The sequence below is a fragment of the Brevibacillus sp. Leaf182 genome (assembly GCF_001423865.2).
Lineage (GTDB): Bacteria > Bacillota > Bacilli > Brevibacillales > Brevibacillaceae > Brevibacillus > Brevibacillus brevis_C.
In genome coordinates, this window is the sequence record NZ_LMPN02000015.1 from 153,321 (window position 1) to 170,624 (window position 17,304).

Genomic DNA, 17,304 nt, shown 5'->3' on the forward strand with positions numbered 1-17,304 from the left:
ATGCTAACGTAGCTCGTCGGCAGGGCATTAGGTCTATTATACACAGAAACATTAGGCAATTACCAACTGGAAATATCATGCCCGATTTCCATGGCTCATCATTCATCTCCATATAACCGAAAAATCCCCGCAGCCACATGGGCGCGGGGATATCAAGCTTACGCTTTACTTCGCTACGTCGAGACGTGCCATCGCACGTTGCAGCGCGCGTTCTGCACGCTTGACGTCGAGCTCGGCATATTTCTCAGTCAAACGCTTTTCAGCACGCTCTTTCGCTGCCTTCGCGCGTTCAACATCGATGTCTCCCGGCAATTCAGCCGTTTCAGCAAGGATGGTCACTTTATCGCCGCGCACTTCCATGAAGCCGCCGCTTACAGCCATCTTTACTTCTTTATCGCCTTCTGTCTTAATCCGAACTGGCGCTGTTTTCAGCGGGGTTACCAACGGCACGTGGTTCGGCATAATACCGATTTCCCCTTGCAAGCCGCGAGCAATCACCATTTCAGCCTGACCGCTGTAGACAACCCGTTCAGGAGTTACGACTTCAACTGTCATCTTACTCACTTACTCGTCTCCCCTTTCCAGGGTGTCTTACGCCATTTTCTTCGCTTTTTCTACCGCTTCTTCAATTGTACCTACGTACAGGAACGCGCCCTCTGGCAGGTGGTCATGCTTACCTTCGAGGATTTCCTTGAAGCTGCGAACGGTTTCTTTCAATGGCACGTATTGGCCTGGGTTACCAGTGAACTGCTCGGCAACGTGGAAGGACTGGGACAAGAAACGTTGAATGCGGCGTGCGCGTCCAACTACTTGCTTGTCGTCGTCGCTCAACTCGTCCATACCGAGAATCGCGATGATATCTTGCAGTTCTTTGTAACGTTGCAGGATTTTTTGAACGCTACGAGCCACATCATAGTGTTCTTGTCCTACTACATCAGGAGCCAGAGCACGGGATGTGGATGCGAGTGGGTCTACCGCAGGGAAGATACCCAACTCAGCGATGGAACGCTCCAAGTTCGTTGTAGCGTCCAAGTGAGCAAACGTAGTAGCAGGAGCCGGGTCAGTGTAGTCATCCGCTGGTACGTAGATCGCTTGAATGGACGTTACGGAACCTTTTTTCGTGGAAGTAATACGCTCTTGCAACTGACCCATTTCGGTAGCCAGTGTTGGCTGGTAACCTACCGCAGATGGCATACGGCCCAAGAGAGCAGAAACTTCGGAACCCGCTTGAGTAAAGCGGAAGATGTTATCAACAAAGAGGAGAACGTCGCGGCCTTCTTCATCACGGAAGTATTCCGCCATAGTCAGACCAGTCAACGCTACACGAAGACGTGCACCAGGCGGTTCGTTCATCTGACCGAATACCATCGCGGTTTTCGGCAGTACGCCTGCGTCTTTCATCTCGTGGTACAGGTCGTTACCTTCACGGGTACGCTCACCTACACCAGCGAATACGGAAATACCACCGTGCTCTTGCGCGATGTTGTTGATCAGCTCTTGAATAGTAACGGTTTTACCTACACCCGCACCACCAAACAGACCGATCTTACCACCCTTGATGTACGGAGCCAAGAGGTCAATAACTTTGATACCTGTTTCCAGGATCTCAACAGTCGTTGCTTGGTCTACGAACTCAGGAGCTTTACGGTGAATTGGATCACGACGATCTACTTGACCAAGTTCTTGCAAGTCGATCGGCTCACCCAATACGTTAAATACGCGTCCGAGGGTGATTGCACCCACTGGAACGGAGATAGCTGCACCGGTATCAACTGCTTCCATGCCACGAACCAAACCGTCAGTGGAAGACATCGCAACGGTACGAACCAAGTTATCGCCCAAATGAGTAGCAACCTCAACAGTCAAGTTGATGTCGCGCTCACCAGCGCTTTGTGCTTTATGTTGAATCTTGATCGCATTGTAAATGGCAGGCAGGTGTCCGCGGTCGAACTCGACGTCAACAACCGGACCCATTACCTGAACCACACGTCCATTCGCCATCTTACTTCTTCCCTCCTGTAAAGCTAAATTGGGAGCTATTCGCTGCCACTAAGCCTGTGCGTTTGCACCTGCAACGATCTCGGAAATCTCTTGTGTAATGGCTGCCTGACGAGCACGGTTGTAGCTCAACGTTAAACGGTTGATCATATCCGTAGCATTGTCTGTTGCGTTGCCCATTGCAGTCATACGGGAACCTTCTTCGGAAGCTTTTGCTTCGAGGAGTGCACTGTAAACCAGTGTTTCCGCATATTTCGGCAACAGGTCCGCCAATACTTCTTCCGAGGACGGCTCATACTCGTAATTCAATTCGCGTGCATTGTTGCTCTCGGGAGCTTCCAGTGGCAGCAATTGTTTTACGGTAGGTATTTGCGAAATTGCACTTTGGAACTTGTTGTAGCACAGGTACAGTTCGTCAATCTGCTCATTCTCGAACATTTGGACTGCTGCACCGGCAATTTTCTTGATATCAGCAAAGGCTGGGCTGACTGGCAGACCTGTAACTTCCTCCAAAAGCGGGTAGTTCCGTTTGCTAAAGAAGTCACGACCTTTGCGGCCAATCACAAAAATACCGTACTCATCCTTGGACTTGTGCTTCTCGTTAATGGTAGTTACCACTTTACGGAGAATGTTGGCATTGTAACCCCCAGCAAGTCCACGGTCGGAAGTGATGACAATATAACCAGTCTTTTTCACCGGACGATTTTGCAACATTGGATGTTTGGAACCAGAGTTCCCACTCGCGATGCTTGCGATCACTTCTTGGATCTTGTCAGCATACGGGCGTGCCGCCTCAGCTTTATCCTGGTTACGGCGAAGCTTTGCAGCCGCCACCATTTTCATCGCTTTCGTGATTTGGCGCATATCTTTTTTACTTTTGATACTGCGTCGAATCTCACGTATTCCTTTAGCCACTCGTTTTCACCACCTTGAGGACGCATGCACGGGCAACTAGCCCGGCATGCATCTGATGTCTATCAGGTTAACGATTAGCGAGTTACCGAAAAGCCTTTTTTGAACTCTTCGATCGCTGCGTTGAATTCTTTTTCATCTGGAAGGTCTTTCGTTGTGCGGATGTGCTCCAACAGTTGCGGTTTGTTGGAATCCAAGAAAGACAACATCTCTTTCTCAAAACGGCGCACTTCCGCTACTGGAATATCATCCAGGAAACCTCTTGTAGCGCTATAGATAGAAGCAACTTGCTTCTCAACAGGCATTGGATCGAATTGACCTTGTTTCATTATTTCCATCAAACGCTCACCACGGGTCAGACGAGCTTGGGTCGCTTTGTCCAGATCGGAACCGAACTGAGCAAACGCAGCCAACTCACGGTATTGAGCCAACTCAAGCTTGAGTGGACCTGCTACCTTTTTCATCGCCTTGATTTGCGCGGAACCACCTACACGGGATACGGAAAGACCGGTGTTAACCGCTGGACGTTGACCTGCGTTGAACAAGTCTGTCTCCAGGAAGATCTGACCATCCGTGATGGAAATCACGTTGGTTGGAATGTACGCGGAAATGTCACCCGCTTGGGTTTCGATGAATGGCAGAGCTGTAATAGAACCAGCGCCCAGATCATCAGACAGTTTCGCAGCGCGCTCCAGCAAACGGGAGTGCAAGTAGAATACGTCACCAGGATATGCTTCGCGACCTGGAGGACGACGGAGCAAGAGGGACATTTCGCGGTATGCAGCAGCCTGCTTGGAGAGGTCATCGTATACGCACAGAACGTGTCCGCCTTTGTACATGAAGTACTCACCCATTGTTACACCTGTATATGGAGCCAAGTACAACATTGGAGCTGGGTCAGACGCAGTAGCAGAAACGATGATTGTGTATTCCAGAGCCCCTGCTTTACGCAGAGTTTCTACGATGTTAGCAACGGTGGATTGCTTTTGACCGATTGCAACGTAGATACAAATCATGTCTTTACCTTTTTGGTTGATGATCGTGTCGAGCGCCACTGCTGTTTTACCAGTTTGGCGGTCACCAATGATCAACTCACGCTGTCCACGACCAACTGGGATCATCGCGTCAATCGCTTTGATACCTGTTTGGAGTGGCTCGTGTACGGATTTACGTGCCATTACGCCAGGAGCTGGGCTCTCGATTGGACGGAAACCGTTGTTTGCGATAGGGCCTTGACCATCGATTGGTTGACCCAGTGGGTTTACAACGCGGCCGAGCAGCGCTTCCCCTACTGGAACTTCCATAACGCGGCCGGTACGTTTTACAGTATCGCCTTCCTTAATGTCGCGGAAAGGTCCCATAATAACGACACCCACGTTATCTTCTTCCAAGTTGAGTACCATACCCATTACGCCATTTTGGAACTCGAGAAGCTCCCCTTGCATGGCCTTTTCCAAACCGTGAACACGAGCAATACCGTCACCTACTTGGATGACTGTGCCTACATCCACAACTTCGATTTCAGATTTAAAGTTAGCGATCCGCTCTTTAATGAGGGAGCTAATCTCTTCTGGTCTGATTGCACTCACTTAATTCACCCCATTCATCCAACTTCTTAAAAGCCATCGAACTTTACGCCTTTTGCGCAAAGGTTTCCAACTTCGTTTTCAGGCTGCCATCATACAGACGGTCGCCAATTTTGATAATAATGCCGCCGAGAATCGCTGGGTCTACGACTGCTGTCATACGCAGCTTTTTGTTCAGTGTTTGGCCGAACTTCTCAGCCAGCTCATTTTGCTCTTCAGTAGAAAGTGGCTTTGCACTTGTCACAATCGCATCTGCGAATCCACGAGCTTCGTTCGCCAATTGTACAAAAGAACGGTAGATATCAACCAGATCAACTTCGCGTCCGTTCTCAATCAGGACGTTCAGAAAATTAAAGGTTTCTTCCCCTACATGGCTTTTGAACAATTCGTCAGCGAGCTGGCTTTTCGCATCTGCTGCGATGTGCGGGTGCAGCATGATCTTTTTCAGATCTTCACTGCCTTCAACCGCTTCCACGATCGCACCCAGGTCTGCTTCTACCTGATCAATCTTGCTACGCTCACTCGCTACTTCAAAGAGAGCACGAGCATAACGTTTTCCTACTGCGCTACTCATAGGCGATCTCCCACTTGTGCGAGAAATTTGTCAACAGTAGACTTTTGAGCTGCTTCGTCCAGTTCTTTCTCAATGATCTTGGAAGCCAAGAGCACGGAAAGACCAGTCATTTGCTCACGCAGTTCGAGTTTTGCTTTTTCCACTTCACGAGCCAGTTCAGCACTTGCCTCTGCTTTCATACGCTCAGAAGCTGCTTGTGCTTCAGCAACGATTTTGCTTGCTTCATCAGACGCTTGCTTTGCAGCACGGTCGATGATCGCTTTAGATTCAGCGCGAGCTTCATCCAAAAGGCGGCGTTGTTCAGCCAAAAGCTTTTCGGATTCCTTGTGGTTGCGTTCCGCAGTGGCGAGCTCGTTCTCAACATGAGCACGGCGCTTTTCCAATACGCTCGCAATCGGTCCTGTTGCATATTTGGAAACAACGATCAACAGCAAAATGAAAATAATCACCTGGAGTAGTAATGTGCCCCATTCCAGGGATACGGCTCCAAACTCAACCATTTTTAGTTCACTCCTTCCTGACAAACGAAAGATTCTGCAATAAGTTCTTTGCGTACTTACCAGAATTATTACTAGAAGACTTCCATGCCAAGCTTGTGGCCGAAGCCTGATTTTTCCCTACTAAAAGATAGGCGAAGGTGACCCTCCGCCTATTTAATACTGTTCAACTGTTCGCTTAGCCCAGACGACCCATCAAGATGAAGCCTACAGCTACAGCGATAATTGGAATCGCCTCTACGAGACCCATACCGAGGAACATGATACCCATCAGGTTACCACGAGCTTCAGGTTGACGAGCAACACCTTCAATTGTTTTAGAGATTACGTTACTTGCACCAAAAGCACCACCAAGTGCTGCCAAACCGAAAATAAGACCCATAGCAATAGCTACACCCATAACTTCCATGTTAAAAATACCTCCCTAAATTGTTGTAAACAAAAACTAGATTTTAGTGTTCATCATTCACAAGTTGTGAAATGTAAACCATAGAAAGAGTCAAGAAAATGAACGCCTGAATTGCACCTACGAAGACGGAGTAGCCGAGCCAGATAAACAATGGTGCCGCGGCCAAAACTCCCCCACTCAACAGGAAGGCAATCATGATCTCTTTTGCAAAGAGGTTACCGAACAAACGCAGAGGAAGCGTCAACGGTTTAATGATAAACTCCTCAAGAATGTGGATCGGGTTGAGGAATACGTGCTTAAACCAACCACCTGGACTTTTCTTAATACCGAGGTAGTGGGAGTAGAGCAACACTACCAATGCCAAACCAAATGTTACACTCGGTGTAGCAGTTGGAGACTTCCACCAGATTACATGAGCTCCTTTATCAGCCAGCTCGTGCTCAACGGTTTCGCGCTTCTTCGCTTCGGCTTCCGGCGTAGGAGCAATCGTCAGCATCTTCATAACACTTTCGCTGATTTCACCTTTGTGCACTGTGGTGACGTTGGCGATAACACCTAGCTGGTTCCCAATGAAGATGTAGAGAAACAACGTAATACCAAGCGTCATCATCATCATGACTTTCTTGTGATCCATGTATCCTGCAGTAACATTCTTGACAAAGTCAAAAATCCACTCAACTGCATTTTGCTTAGCACCAGGTACTCCTGTTTCCAGCTTTCGTGTCATTACAAACAGGAAGATAAACACAAGCAGTGCGGTAAGAACCATCATGAGAATCGTAGCGATGTCAAATACCATGCCGCCTAACTGAAACCGTAACGTATAATGATGACCCATCTTTTCACCCCTTTCCATTGATAGATAGAGGTTGTCCGAAACTCTGTCTACACATTGCTATCGAACGCTCTCTGGTAAAAATCATTTCATTAAAAGGAAATGCTGTAACAAATCTATTTTGAATTGCGGAATACGAGTAGATAGCTGATCCCTTGGATCAAAAACAACCCAAGTAGAACCCCTGATAATGTGAAGATATGAGGGAAAAGAAAGGTAGCATAGGCGGCTAGCCCGGCAATCATGAACCGAAGCATCGTGCCCGTTCCTTTTGGTCTGACATTAGGGTCATCTGCCATTTGCCCAACAACCCAGACCTTGCTAGCGAGAACGCTGGTATTAATGATTCCTGTCACTGTTCCAAGCAACAAACTCTGCAAGAATACCTTGTGTTCAGGCAATACAACCATCAGCATCACAAACAATGCCATGCACCATAAAGAATAGCGAAAAGTCTTTCGCATCGCTAAAGCAAACGCTTCCATCGTTCGTCACCCCCTACAGATACGGGCGAATGAGTCGATAGACAGTGTATACACCAACCGCAATCCCTGTAATCAAGCCGATAAGCAAGAACCAAGGATCAGTCGCTAGTAGGCGATCCGCGTATCTGCCGATCATAAAACCGGCAACCACACAAATGGCAAAGTCAAGACCAAGTACGCTGACCAAACCAAGTGCTCGCCATGGATTGTCAAGTTTCGCCAGTTTATCCTTCTCCTTTCACATAAGGAGAGGGCACACAATTTCCAAATGCCCTCATCCATATTAACGAAGATTTATTCCCTTTGTCAACGCAAGCGTTTCTGTGTACACAAAGCGTTCACAATTTAAAAATTAAATTTTCTCGACAATTGTGGAGACGCCTTGTCCCCCACCAATGCAAAGAGTCGCTAACCCATATTTTACCCCTTCACGCTTTTGCAATTCATGCACGAGCGTGACCAAGATTCTCGCGCCACTCGCACCGATTGGATGTCCCAACGCGATGGCTCCGCCGTTGACATTCAGCTTCTCGCGATCAAAGTCCAGCGCTTTGCCAACAGACAGCGATTGGACGGCAAAAGCTTCGTTTGCTTCGATCAAATCGATGTCAGCGATCGTCAGGCCCGCTTTTTCCAGTACGCGCTTGGTCGCAGGAACAGGACCGTACCCCATGATGCTCGGATCAACACCTGCACTCGCATTGGCCACGATACGGGCGATAGGCTTCACACCCAGCTCTTCTGCCTTCTCGCGTGTCATAATCAAGAGAGCGGCTGCTCCATCGTTGATGCCGGATGCATTCCCAGCTGTCACGGTTCCATCCTTTTTAAATGCAGGCTTCAGCTTGCCTAGCGCTTCGGCTGTCACACCAGCACGCGGGAACTCGTCCACAGCAAAAAGCACCAGATCACCTTTGCGCTGCGGAATCGGAACCGGTACGATTTCTTCTTGAAAACGACCACTGGCGAGCGCTTGCTGAGCCTTTTCCTGGCTCCAAGCTGAAAATTCATCCTGCTCTTCGCGTCCGATCTCGTATTTGGTGCAAAGATTCTCCGCTGTAATACCCATGTGGTAATCGTTGAAAGCACACCACAGCCCGTCGCGAATCATGGAGTCTACTACTTTCTGATCTCCCATGCGGTAGCCTGAGCGCGCACCTTCCATTAAGTATGGTGCCTGACTCATATTTTCCATCCCACCAGCCAAGACCACTTCTGCCTCACCTGCAAGGATGGACTGAACAGCCAAATGAACGGCTTTTAGACCTGAACCACAAACCTTATTGATTGTCAGAGAGGGAACTTCATGAGCAAGGCCCGCGTGAATAGAAGCCTGACGCGCCGGGTTTTGACCCAAACCTGCTGACAGTACATTCCCCATAATCACTTCATCGACCGCATCCTTGGAAACACCTGCACGCTCTAGCGCTGCTTCCAGTACAATTCCGCCCAGCTTTGTCGCACTGACACCCGCAAGCGTTCCTTGAAAGCTACCTATAGCAGTGCGCACAGCACTCGCAATGACGATTTCTCTTTGACTCATCTTCCACACACCCCTCGAATACACAGGATAGGCAACCTTCTTAAGATTCCATCTTTTCATGATAATTCCTGCCAGGAAATCGCTTTCTTTTCCTGTTCATAAAAAAATGTCACTGCTCAGAGAAGAGAGTGACGGCTTGAATGATTTATAGAAGTGCCTCTGCAATTTCATCGACGATATTGTTGATGGCAATCGGGCCATAATAGGCGATCCACACGGTTGTGTTTACCTCGTACACCTTATTTTCCTTGGCTGCTTTTAGCCCTTTCCAAATGGAGCTGTTTTTGTACTCGTCTGTTAATGCTTGATTCGCTTTGTCCGTTACAACAAATAAGTGATCGGCATTTACCTCTGGCAGCACTTCCAGAGAAATCATCGTAGCTGTATCGGATTTATCCATCGCTGGCTTGGGAGGAGTCAGTCCCAAATCGGTATACAAGATAGCAGCCGTTCGGTGTTCAACTGTGTGCAGTCGAATAGCATTGTCACGAGGACGAATAAGTGCGACGGACTCACCCTTGAGCTTGGTTGCGAGCTCTGCTTTCAATTTGCTCGTTTTCTCTTGGTAGTCCTTTACGATCTGCTCAGCTTCTTGTTCTTTTTCGAGAATTTTTCCGAAGGTAATCAGTGTATCACGCCAGTCTTCGTTTCGATCAAACATGATGGTTGGGGCGATTTTAGATAAGTTATCGTAGATTTTGTCTTGGAATTCCGTGCAAATAATCAAGTCAGGCTCCATAGCCACGACTGCTTCTGAATTTGGCTCGTCCTTTGTTCCAAGTACATGAACATCTTTCAGCTTGTCCATGAGATACTCTGGAAACTTCGTACCGTCACCCGTTGTAATGACACTACCTGCTGGTAGTTCGCCCAGAGCTATCATTTGATCTGCGTATTGCGTATCCAGTACAGCAATTCTGACTGGTTTAAAATCAAGCGTCAGCTCGCCTTTCATGTGCTTGATTGTACGCGTCTCGCTTTTCTTCACTTCTTGATTCGCGCCAGATTGCGTGGTATTCGACTGCGTCGTTACCTGATTCGAAGCGCCTGTTGCTGAGCTCCCCGAATTGCTCGTATTCGTACCGCCGCCTGAGCAAGCTCCCAACAACAAGGTAAGGCTCAGCATCAGGTTCAGCGCCAGCATCGCTTTTGTACTCTTATACATCGGTACGGCTCCTCCATCTCTTGAGTGCGAGTGATTTTCATTTTCAATGTGATCATTATATTTCCACAGCTTTTGACCAGCAATGGAATATCGCGACAAGAGTGATGGACTTTGGCGACGCATTTCCGATGTCAGCGGATTTTCCTTATACATCGAAGGAGAGAAGCCTGTATATTTTTTAAAGCTACGACTGAAATAATAGCTGTCTGTATAACCTACTGATTCCGCTATCTCTTTTAATCCCAAATTCGTTTGACGCAGCAGTTCCTGTGCTTTTTGAATGCGCACCTGAATCAGATAGTCGATAGGGCCGACTGCTAGCTGGGCTTTAAAGGTGCGTTGCAGCGATCGGGAGCTGCAGTTTAAGAGCGAGGAAAGATCATCGAGAGTAAAATTCTCTGCGTAATGCTCCTCGATATATCTGACGGCCTGAACGACCAAATTCGGTACCGTTACCCCGATTCCTTGTGACTGCATCTGTGCCATTAGCTCACATACGAGTTGATACAGCAGAGCCTTGGCTCGCAGCTTGTCCAGGTTGCCGTTCTGATTCCATGCTTGCTTCATACGTGATATTGCGACAAATACATTTACCTGATGCATGGGGGTAAAACCGTATTGGATGTGAAAAGGTTGGGTTTTCTCCAGTAAACGTAACAACTCCTGCCGACAAGGCAACGGCAAATGAGCTTTGTACAAAATCAGATAGTATTCCAGCTCATCCTTTATTTCCTCGATATCCACGTATGTACCTTTGCCAGCATGGGCCATATAGCAATTCTTGATCGCATGCACATTCCCGTCAAAACGAATCAGGCCACTGCCTCTCACCGAAAATAGAAAGGCACTAGCCGGCAATTGATAGGATCGCAGTTGTTCGCCGGCTCGCATGACGATATGCCGTAGATCATGTAATCGTACACTTGCCTGATTCCATAGAAAAATATGATCATCCACGTTCATTGTCCCACACTCAACTCCTTGATAGCCCTCCCATCGTTCTTCTTTTCATTCTATTTGATAACCATTCTCATATCTATAGCAAAAATCATAGAAAGCACACACTACCTCAATGAAACCGCGCGAACGTAAATAACTTCGTAGGTGACAGGGATGCCCGTTTCTCTTTTATACGTCTGCTCATAATAACGAATCATTTCTGCAAGGAGTTTTCTGTGTCCCAGACCGCTCCCTTGCTCCATACTTGCACTGGCGCCCACGGCTTTCACGGCATGCAAGAAATCGCGTACACCCGGGTAAGTGAGCCGTTCATATTTCCTCATCACCTCTACATCCGTAAACCCTGCTTGTTCCAATAGCGCGTGCCAATCACGTGCAGAGAGAAACTCCAAGCCATGACGCACTCCCTTTTCCCCCAAAATCGCATGAGCATTCGCAAACGAATCATGTAGCTCCCAAAACGTATCGGGTCCAAATGTTGAAAAAACCAAAGGTGCTCCGGGCTTCAGGATTCTTCTCAATCCTTTTAGCGTATGCGCTGGCTTGGCAAACCACTGAAAACACGCTCCTGAAACCACCAAATCCTTTGACTTCGCCTGTTGTTCCCAAACCCATTCTTCAGCATCCGCTTGAGAAAATGAACAAATCAGGCCATGCTGCTCCAGATTGTTCTTCGCCTGCTCCAGCATACCTGACGCAATCTCTACCGCCTCGTAATGGGCATCAGCAAAATGGCTGCGAATGACGCGGGTTAATCCCCCTGTCCCACAGCCAATCTCCAGGATGTTTCGCACCTCGTTCTCGTTCGTTATTTCTGTAACCATTTGACTCAAATGATCAGCCATCTTCTTTTGCACGAGTGCGTATTTTTCGTATGAAGCAGCCTTCTCACTAAAACGGCTGCTGATTGCCCTCTTCTGCAAGCTGCTCCACCATCCTCTTTAGCGAATCTCCTACAACCTCCGGAACAAATACATGTGGGGCATGACCACACTCAGGAATTGGCACAAAATTGGCACCTGCAAGGCTACTCGCCAGTTCTTCTCCGGCTGCGAGCGAACAGATAGCATCCTCCATTCCATGAATGACAAGAGTAGGAGTAGTCAGCGAAGACAGGAACGGGCGGCAATCCTCTTCTTCTAAATAGGTCAAGCCCGCAATCAACGCTGCCGTACTCCACTTCTGGCTATCCACCCCCACGTGCAAACCTGTTTTCTCACGCTCTCCTGGTGTTAGCATCTGTTGAACAAATGCGTCCATCACCCGCCCGCGTGCGACGGAAAGCTGCCTTTTCATCCTTTGCAAAACAACAGGATGCCACCCTTTGTGAAGCTCATGCTGTTCACTGGTAAAGCGTGCTGTGGTGCCGATCAAAACAAGTCCTGAAACCGGGTGCTGGGCAGCAAGGCGTATTGCGAGCATCCCTCCCATAGACCACCCCACTACAATCAGCTCCTGCGTTGACAGAGAGCGGACTTCCTCTTCTACTCTCTCGTAAAATTGCAAGGAGCCCGTGACGTCCGAATAAGTAGGAACGATGTGCTGATAGGAAGGAAATTGTGAGCGAACAGCATCCCAACTGCAATCTGGCATTCCCCATCCAGTTAGCCACAGCATCACTTTTCTCACGTTATCGTCCTCCTTTATGAAGCTCGTCCCTGATTTCGCTCACTTGCTCGCACGCCCACTCCAGCTCCTCGCGCGTATGGGCAGCCATCACCGTAAAACGGATACGCGCGGTTCCTGCTGGCACGGTAGGCGGTCGAATCGCCACTGCTGCAATCCCGCGTTGCCGAAGCCTTTTGCTAAATTGCAAAGTCCATTCATTCTCCCCTAACGTGAGCGGGATGATTGGCGTATCTTCTTCGTCTACGGTAAACCCGCGTGAGCGAAGCAACCGGCGAAACACGAGCGCATTCTGCCTCACTGCTCTTCTTCTCCAAGACTCTGTTTGTACCAAAGACAACGCCGCCAGATTCGAGCCAATCACAGCAGGGGGCAGAGCTGTGGAATACACCAGCGAACGCGCTTTTGTCATCAAGTAACGAATGATGATCTCATCTGCGCATACGTATGCCCCATAAACACCGAATGCCTTGCTGAAGGTTCCCATCAAAACATCGACTTGTCTGGCGATGCCCAGCTCATGACACAAGCCCTGCCCTTCTTCACCACGCACTCCCCCTGCATGAGCTTCGTCAACCATCAGCATGGCATCGTAACGATCTCGCAGTTGTACCAATTCAAGAAGAGGGGCTTTATCACCGTCCATGGAGAATATGCTGTCCGTGACGATCCACTTCCGTCTTGCATCCTGGTGCTTTTTCAGCAAAAATTCCAGATGCTCCATGTCATTATGTCTGTACCGAAAATGCTCCGCCCGACTGAGCACGATCCCATCTACGATGCTGGCGTGATTCAACCGATCACTAAAAACAGCGTCGCCTCTTCCGACAAGTGCTGCAATTACCCCCGTATTTGCCTGGTAGCCATTTGCAAAGACAAGAGCCCCTTCTCTCTCTTTCCACGCCGCCAATTGTTGTTCCAGCTCGTCGTATAACGCGTAGTTGCCATGGACGAGACGAGAGGCAGTTCCTCCCGCCCCCCACTCCTCTGCCGCCTTCTTGCCAGCTTCTACAATTCGTTGATCATGGGCCAAGGCCAAATAGTTGTTCGATGACAGGTTTAATAATGATTTCTCTTCGACTTGAATCCACGTGCCTGCGCGATCACTGGCTGACTCTACGGTGTTCCATTCTCTTGCCAACGATTGTTTCCGCAATGAATCGTATTCTTCTTCCAGCCATGTGTAGCGTTTATTCATAAATGACCTACTGTCTTACAGCGCACACAGCTCGATTTCAAACCCGAGGTCTTCAATCATCTGGTGGTCTGTCGTAATTTCCTGCCCGGGCGTCGTCAAATAGTCGCCCACAAACAACGAGTTAGCCGCATACAAGGAAAGGGGCTGCAAGGTGCGCAAATTCACTTCGCGACCACCCGCAACGCGAATTTCTTTATCTGGGCAAATAAATCGGAACAAGGCTAGAACACGAAGGGCCTTCATTGCCGGAGTGCGTCCTTTATCCTCCAACGGGGTTCCGGGAATCGCATTTAAAAAATTGATCGGGATGGAATCTGCGTCGAGATTGCGCAGGGCAAATGCCATTTCAACGATCTCCTCATCGCTCTCGCCCATGCCAATAATCACGCCTGCGCAGGGCGACATCCCTGCTCTTTTCACGGTATCAACTGTCTGAACACGCTGATCGTACGTGTGCGTTGTCGTAATCGCTTCGTAATGATTGCGACTCGTGTTGAGATTATGGTTGTAGCGGTGAACACCAGAATCTTTTAGGCGCGTTGCTTGTTCGTCGCTTAGTATCCCTAAGCACGCGCAAATTTTCAGCGGCATCGTCTCGCGGATTTCTTTGACTGCCTCGATGACCTGACCCAGCTCTTTTTCCGTGGGGCCACGACCTGAGGCGACAATACAGTATGTACCTGCTTTTCGATTCATGGCTTCTCGCGCACCTGCGAGCAATGTCTCCTTGTCCAGCATCGTATACTTGGATACGGGAGCATTCGAAACAATCGACTGCGAGCAGTAACCGCAATCCTCGGGGCAAAGGCCGCTCTTGGCGTTAATGATCATGTTCAGCTTGACCTTTTTTCCGAAAAAGTGCTTTCTAACGCGAAAAGCTTCGTTCATGACCAGCAGCAACTCATCATCTGGCGCTTGCAACACCTTCATTGCCTCTTCCTGTGAAAATTCTGCTTTGGTAATCGCTTTATGAGAGTATCCCTTCCAATCCAGACAGGTGCTTTGCTTCATTTTCTCATCTCCCCTTTATATTATTGATGGCTCCACTGACACAACTGCCCGATGTCTACACATTCTTTGATCAACTGTGTTAGCCGCTGACGCTCTAACGGTTGGTCTATCCATGGAAGTACGCCCCATACAGGAACTCCCCCATAACTCTCAATCATGCTCGCGTTTGTTTTGACACTCTCATCGGTGACACCAGCTGAGTTGCTTTGATTCAGGATGACACCTACTACCTCGATCCCGAGTTCCCGTGCATACCAAACGGACAAGAGCGTATGGTTAATCGTGCCGAGGCCAGCCCGCGCCACGATGAGCATAGGCAGGTTCAGTCGAGCAGCAAGATCCGCCATCGTTTCGGTTGGAGTCAATGGCACAATCAGACCACCTGCTCCTTCGACAAGGAGTGCCGGATGACGTTCCATCAGGGGTCGCCCGCAAGCGATTACTTCCTCCATGGTCAAGCTTTTCCCCTCTGCTTCCGCAGCTAGAAAAGGGGTAAGCGGTGCCTCAAAACAGAGCGGGGCTATCTCCTCACACGCGTCAGGCACTCCGCTCCACGATCTCAAGTGCATAGCGTCACTGCCCTCGTCATTGGCTCGTGCTCCTGACTGGACTGGCTTCCAAACCCCTATGTCCACTCCTGTCTCACGCAACACGGATGCGATTCCGGCAGTCACAACCGTTTTGCCCACCCCTGTATCTGTTCCTGTGATGAACAATCCGGAAAAGGGGCGATCAGTCATATCAATCACTCCTCCGTTTCACCTGTCGTTACATCCTGAATTGATTCCGTCAAAATCCCAACCATGTCAGCCAATTCTTCAGTAGTAGATACAAGCGGTGGGATAAAAACGATGACGTTGCCCAACGGTCGTGTCAGAAGCCCTTTTTCTCTCGCTACCTGACAAACACGCACACCAATCCGCTCATTCCAGTGATAAGGCTCCTTGGTCTCTTTATCCCGAACCAGCTCGATTCCCGCCATCAAGCCTTTTTGTCGGATATCTCCTACATGGGGCAGATCGCGAAGTTGCCTTAGCAATTGATCCAGATCGGTTGCTTTTTGTGCTACTTGTTGAACGACTCCGCGCTCCTCCATCAGACGCAGGTTGGCGAGAGCAACTGCACAGCCAAGTGGATTTCCCGTAAACGAATGTCCGTGGAAAAAGGTTTTCTGTTCCTCATAGTCGGCGAAAAAAGCATCATAAATCTGCTCGGTTACTAAGGTAGCCGCAACAGGCAAATACCCTCCCGTGAGCCCTTTTGCGACCGCCATAATGTCTGGGACGACCCCATCATGCTCACAAGCAAACATTTTGCCCGTGCGTCCAAATCCTGTCGCTACTTCGTCTGCGATCAGCAATACATCATGGGCGCGCAACAGCTCCGCGATTTTTTTCAAGCAACCGTCTGGCATGATAATCATGCCGCTTGCTCCCTGCACGACAGGCTCCACGATCATCGCCGCAATCTCATGAGCTCTTTCCTTAAGCAAACTCTCCAGACTGCTCAATGTGGCCTGAACGGCTGCTTCTTCGCCGCCTTGTCTGTATGGGTAAGGGTATGGAATGACATGTGGAGAAAAGAGCAGTGGTTTATAGACCTGATGGTAGAGAGGAATGGCCCCCACACTGGTAGCTCCAATCGTATCTCCGTGATAGGCATTGTTCATCGTAATAAACGAATGCTTTCCAGTCTGCCCGCGATTTTGCCAGTATTGGAACGCCATTTTCAGTGAGATTTCGACTGCCGTTGCCCCGTTGTCAGAGTAAAAGACTTTGCTCAATCCTTTTGGTGCGAGATTGATCAGCTTTTCCGCTAATAGAATAGAGGGAACATTTGCCATGCCGAGCAAGGTAGAGTGGGCAATCTGGTCGAGCTGCTCCGTGATCGCCTGATTCAGCTCGGGAACGTTGTGGCCATGGACATTCAACCACACAGAGGAAAAACCGTCGTAGTAAGCCTTGCCGTTCACATCGAACAGCCTGATCCCTTCTCCTCTCGCAATAATTAGCGGCTCCTGTGCGACGTAGTCTTTCATTTGGGTGAAGGGATGCCAAACGTATTGCTTGTTTTTGGCAGAGAGCTCTGCATAACTTTTTAACAACCAAATCACAACCTTGGTTAACATATATTTGTTAACTGTTATTTTAAAATGGTTAACGCATTTTGACAAAGCTTTTTTTCGATCTTGAAAAATAAAAGGACTTTCTGGTTTGAGTCAACATAGGTGAGGAGAAGAAAAAGCGCAGTTCTCTTCGACTCTGACACGCCCGCAAGGGGGATTTACTGTCCGTCTCCACTTCCAAAAGGGGACCGTCGAGCCAAAGCCACCCTACGGGCGGAAGGTTCTCAAGGAAGAAGTGTTCGACAAGCGTGGTCCCCTTTTGGAAGTTCCGACTGGGTAGACGTTGTCAAGGTCTACGAGCCCTGCGCTTTTTCTTCTCACCAGCTTTGTCAGTTTATCGATACCTTCTAAAACTCAGGAAGGCAACAAAAAAGGTCAAG

General features: G+C 48.9%; 18 protein-coding genes. All 18 read right to left on the reverse strand.

Features of this window, described 5'->3' with window-relative positions; genetic code table 11:
* Window positions 1-165 precede the first annotated feature (165 nt).
* Window positions 166-564: a F0F1 ATP synthase subunit epsilon gene (locus ASG16_RS03635; protein WP_048035080.1), complete on the reverse strand. Its 399-nt coding sequence runs from the start codon at window positions 562-564 to the stop codon at window positions 166-168.
* A gap of 27 nt (window positions 565-591) precedes the next feature.
* Entirely contained in the window at window positions 592-2,001 is a 1,410-nt protein-coding gene (gene atpD, locus ASG16_RS03640; protein ID WP_007725462.1) for a F0F1 ATP synthase subunit beta, read from the reverse strand.
* Between the two features lie 48 nt (window positions 2,002-2,049).
* Window positions 2,050-2,913: an ATP synthase F1 subunit gamma gene (gene atpG, locus ASG16_RS03645; RefSeq protein WP_048035081.1), complete on the reverse strand. Its 864-nt coding sequence runs from the start codon at window positions 2,911-2,913 to the stop codon at window positions 2,050-2,052.
* Between the two features lie 74 nt (window positions 2,914-2,987).
* Window positions 2,988-4,499 carry a F0F1 ATP synthase subunit alpha gene (gene atpA, locus ASG16_RS03650; protein WP_048035082.1) on the reverse strand — a complete coding sequence of 504 codons (1,512 nt, stop codon included), beginning with the start codon at window positions 4,497-4,499 and terminating at the stop codon, window positions 2,988-2,990.
* A gap of 43 nt (window positions 4,500-4,542) precedes the next feature.
* The gene (locus tag ASG16_RS03655; protein WP_048035083.1) at window positions 4,543-5,070 is read right to left on the reverse strand and encodes a F0F1 ATP synthase subunit delta; all 528 of its coding nucleotides are present in this window, start codon (window positions 5,068-5,070) and stop codon (window positions 4,543-4,545) included.
* Window positions 5,067-5,570: a F0F1 ATP synthase subunit B gene (atpF, locus tag ASG16_RS03660; protein ID WP_007725469.1), complete on the reverse strand. Its 504-nt coding sequence runs from the start codon at window positions 5,568-5,570 to the stop codon at window positions 5,067-5,069. Before atpF ends, ASG16_RS03655 begins: the two co-directional genes overlap by 4 nt.
* A gap of 175 nt (window positions 5,571-5,745) precedes the next feature.
* On the reverse strand, window positions 5,746-5,976 hold the full coding sequence (atpE, locus tag ASG16_RS03665) for a F0F1 ATP synthase subunit C (RefSeq protein ID WP_017252354.1): 231 nt from the start codon (window positions 5,974-5,976) through the stop codon (window positions 5,746-5,748).
* Between the two features lie 43 nt (window positions 5,977-6,019).
* Window positions 6,020-6,814: a F0F1 ATP synthase subunit A gene (gene atpB / locus ASG16_RS03670; RefSeq protein WP_048035085.1), complete on the reverse strand. Its 795-nt coding sequence runs from the start codon at window positions 6,812-6,814 to the stop codon at window positions 6,020-6,022.
* A 113-nt stretch (window positions 6,815-6,927) separates the two neighbouring features.
* Window positions 6,928-7,296: an ATP synthase subunit I gene (locus ASG16_RS03675; protein ID WP_056486904.1), complete on the reverse strand. Its 369-nt coding sequence runs from the start codon at window positions 7,294-7,296 to the stop codon at window positions 6,928-6,930.
* A gap of 13 nt (window positions 7,297-7,309) precedes the next feature.
* On the reverse strand, window positions 7,310-7,483 hold the full coding sequence (locus ASG16_RS03680; protein WP_307724157.1) for an AtpZ/AtpI family protein: 174 nt from the start codon (window positions 7,481-7,483) through the stop codon (window positions 7,310-7,312).
* 165 nt (window positions 7,484-7,648) lie between these two features.
* Window positions 7,649-8,839: an acetyl-CoA C-acetyltransferase gene (locus ASG16_RS03685; protein WP_056486903.1), complete on the reverse strand. Its 1,191-nt coding sequence runs from the start codon at window positions 8,837-8,839 to the stop codon at window positions 7,649-7,651.
* Window positions 8,840-8,984: 145 nt separating this feature from the next.
* Window positions 8,985-10,967: an AraC family transcriptional regulator gene (locus ASG16_RS03690; protein ID WP_056486901.1), complete on the reverse strand. Its 1,983-nt coding sequence runs from the start codon at window positions 10,965-10,967 to the stop codon at window positions 8,985-8,987.
* A 101-nt stretch (window positions 10,968-11,068) separates the two neighbouring features.
* Complete coding sequence (gene bioC, locus ASG16_RS03695; RefSeq protein ID WP_056486899.1) at window positions 11,069-11,887, reverse strand: malonyl-ACP O-methyltransferase BioC; 819 nt, start codon at window positions 11,885-11,887, stop codon at window positions 11,069-11,071.
* Complete coding sequence (locus ASG16_RS03700) at window positions 11,856-12,593, reverse strand: alpha/beta fold hydrolase (RefSeq protein ID WP_056486896.1); 738 nt, start codon at window positions 12,591-12,593, stop codon at window positions 11,856-11,858. The genes bioC and ASG16_RS03700 overlap by 32 nt, the downstream gene beginning before the upstream one ends.
* Before the next feature lies 1 nt (window position 12,594).
* Entirely contained in the window at window positions 12,595-13,788 is a 1,194-nt protein-coding gene (bioF, locus tag ASG16_RS03705; RefSeq protein WP_056486893.1) for an 8-amino-7-oxononanoate synthase, read from the reverse strand.
* 15 nt (window positions 13,789-13,803) lie between these two features.
* Window positions 13,804-14,799: a biotin synthase BioB gene (bioB, locus tag ASG16_RS03710; RefSeq protein ID WP_056486890.1), complete on the reverse strand. Its 996-nt coding sequence runs from the start codon at window positions 14,797-14,799 to the stop codon at window positions 13,804-13,806.
* A 20-nt stretch (window positions 14,800-14,819) separates the two neighbouring features.
* A complete protein-coding gene (gene bioD / locus ASG16_RS03715) occupies window positions 14,820-15,539 on the reverse strand; it encodes a dethiobiotin synthase (RefSeq protein ID WP_056486888.1) in 720 nt (239 codons plus the stop codon).
* Between the two features lie 5 nt (window positions 15,540-15,544).
* Window positions 15,545-16,927 (reverse strand): adenosylmethionine--8-amino-7-oxononanoate transaminase, encoded by a 1,383-nt coding sequence (gene bioA, locus ASG16_RS03720; RefSeq protein WP_056486885.1) that lies wholly within the window; start codon window positions 16,925-16,927, stop codon window positions 15,545-15,547.
* Window positions 16,928-17,304 lie beyond the last annotated feature (377 nt).

Coding starts and splice junctions, on each gene's coding strand:
- atpD (WP_007725462.1), bottom strand. CDS start 2,001: ATGGCGAATGGACGTGTGGTTCAGGTAATGGGTCCGGTTGTTGACGTC.
- bioB (WP_056486890.1), bottom strand. CDS start 14,799: ATGAAGCAAAGCACCTGTCTGGATTGGAAGGGATACTCTCATAAAGCG.
- atpF (WP_007725469.1), bottom strand. CDS start 5,570: ATGGTTGAGTTTGGAGCCGTATCCCTGGAATGGGGCACATTACTACTC.
- ASG16_RS03690 (WP_056486901.1), bottom strand. CDS start 10,967: ATGAACGTGGATGATCATATTTTTCTATGGAATCAGGCAAGTGTACGA.
- bioD (WP_056486888.1), bottom strand. CDS start 15,539: ATGACTGATCGCCCCTTTTCCGGATTGTTCATCACAGGAACAGATACA.
- ASG16_RS03685 (WP_056486903.1), bottom strand. CDS start 8,839: ATGAGTCAAAGAGAAATCGTCATTGCGAGTGCTGTGCGCACTGCTATA.
- ASG16_RS03655 (WP_048035083.1), bottom strand. CDS start 5,070: ATGAGTAGCGCAGTAGGAAAACGTTATGCTCGTGCTCTCTTTGAAGTA.
- atpE (WP_017252354.1), bottom strand. CDS start 5,976: ATGGAAGTTATGGGTGTAGCTATTGCTATGGGTCTTATTTTCGGTTTG.
- bioF (WP_056486893.1), bottom strand. CDS start 13,788: ATGAATAAACGCTACACATGGCTGGAAGAAGAATACGATTCATTGCGG.
- ASG16_RS03675 (WP_056486904.1), bottom strand. CDS start 7,296: ATGGAAGCGTTTGCTTTAGCGATGCGAAAGACTTTTCGCTATTCTTTA.
- bioA (WP_056486885.1), bottom strand. CDS start 16,927: ATGTTAACCAAGGTTGTGATTTGGTTGTTAAAAAGTTATGCAGAGCTC.
- atpB (WP_048035085.1), bottom strand. CDS start 6,814: ATGGGTCATCATTATACGTTACGGTTTCAGTTAGGCGGCATGGTATTT.